2 protein-coding genes are annotated in these 1955 nt (G+C 30.5%); both read left to right on the forward strand.

The features are described from left to right. On the forward strand, positions 1 to 638 hold a 638-nt coding region (locus AB0I15_RS66740; protein WP_358121155.1), incomplete at its 5' end, for a hypothetical protein. Positions 639 to 1482: 844 nt separating this feature from the next. Then, positions 1483 to 1955: RepB family plasmid replication initiator protein (locus tag AB0I15_RS66745; protein ID WP_358121158.1), on the forward strand; the 473-nt coding region annotated here is incomplete at its 3' end.

A 1955-nucleotide genomic window follows, 5' to 3' on the forward strand; every position in this document is an offset into this window, starting at 1 on the left:
CCGACAAGCTGCAGAATCAGCAAGACTTGTTGATGAAAAGGCTCGAAGAGATCGAGAAAAGAGAGTACGAGAGAAACCAACGTCACGACCAATTATTAACATCGATCGAGACCACGGCCTCGAACTTTAATCAAGCCACAGACTTCACACAAAAGCGTTTTATAAGCGCGGCAAGACATTATATTGAACGGATTAATAGCGATAATTTAAAACAAGATTTTCACACAGCTATACAAAAAGAATTAGAAGATGTCAAAACAGACACACAAAACGTAGTTAAGGAAGTTCAAAACAACCAATCCGAACTGCGACAAGCCAATAATAATTATAAAAAAATGATTGATGAACGTATGAAGAGCAACGCAATAGTGATTAAACAATATGATCAAGTCATACATCGTTTAACTAAAGGCATCACAGCCATGTTTTTTATCGTTGCCTTAGTGATGGTCGCCTTTTTAGTTATAAGTCCCTTAGGTGACTGGTTAGGCGTCCAACATTTTTACGAATGGCTGAACCACGTGCTTAAAACGGGGCATTCAGCATGGCGTTATTTCATGCTTGTTTTCTATCTTGTACCTTATATTTTATTTGGAGTGCTTATATATGCCATTTTAAAAGCATATGAGCGTCTTTAATACAAAATAAATAGAAAATTACCTTTTGTTTAATGAAGAAGCTATATCAAGCTTAAAATAGCGTAGAAACCAAAAAGGAGTGCTCGCCTTGAATTCTATTGTTCACTTTATTTGTTTTTTTATTGTATTTTGTCTTTTTGGATATGTGGTCAACTTAATATTTTTTGAAGGAACAAATATTTTTCTGATTTTAGAATCAGCATTTATTTTATCATTACTAATCACACCGATATTAAAGGTTGTAAAAGATATGGAAAATGAAGAATAGCACATGCGCTTATGCCGAGAAAATTTATTGAGCATTGAGAAGAACCCTTAATTAAACTGTTTCGACGAATGTCGGGATAGTGTGAGCTATGAAACCGACGAGTCGACAGTTTTAGGGTTTATTAAGGGTTCAGAGGCTCAATGTCAATAAAGCAATTGGAATAATGCATTAAAGTTATATCACTTATTACTTTTTTAAATAATAAAAACCCACCACAAATGTGGTGGGTTTCCTTTTTGTCTTTTGAATTTGTGAGGGGCAAATTGCCCCGAACTTTTTAATATCTTTTTATAAATCTTTTTAAAACCTTTTTAGGAGTCATTTGATCCTTAGAGTGACAATAGATTTGAAATGTTAAAGGCAACCAATCATTAAACTAAAGGCAACCAATCATTAAACTAAAGGCAACCAATCATTAAACTAAAGGCAACCAATCATTAAACTAAAGAAACTTTTTTTATATTAGGTTTCTTTATGTTATTATTGTTTATAACATAGTGATTATAAGTATTTACAATTAAAGTTAATAGGAATCTTTATTCTATATAGGTTTCTTTTAGATTGGAGTGGAGTTAGTTGAGTGGAGAAACAGTAGTATATAAAAATGATATGAATTTAGTTCCACTGAGAAAATTTAATAATACTGAAGTTAATCTATTTTTTACTTTGTGTAATAAATTAAAAGATAAAGGCAATTTGACTGTTAATGTGCCATTTGAAGAATTAAAAGAATTAAGTAATTACTATAGTCATGATAAAAAGCTTTTTATTCAAGATTTAGAAAAATTCTATGACAAAGTTTTCTCTTTAACATATAGAGAAGAAACTGAGAATGTTATTAGAAAATTTATTCTTTTTACTAAAGTAGAAATTTATAAAGATAAAGAGTATGTGGCTATTGGTGTTAATCCAGATTTAGAACATATTATTAATTCATTAACTAGTAACTTCACTAAATTTGAACTTAAAGAAATGACACACCTTAAATCTACATATTCTAAGCATATGTTCAGAATACTTAAGCAGTATAAACATACTGGCTATGTAAA

Source organism: Nonomuraea sp. NPDC050643, assembly GCF_040654715.1.
GTDB lineage: Bacteria > Actinomycetota > Actinomycetes > Streptosporangiales > Streptosporangiaceae > Nonomuraea.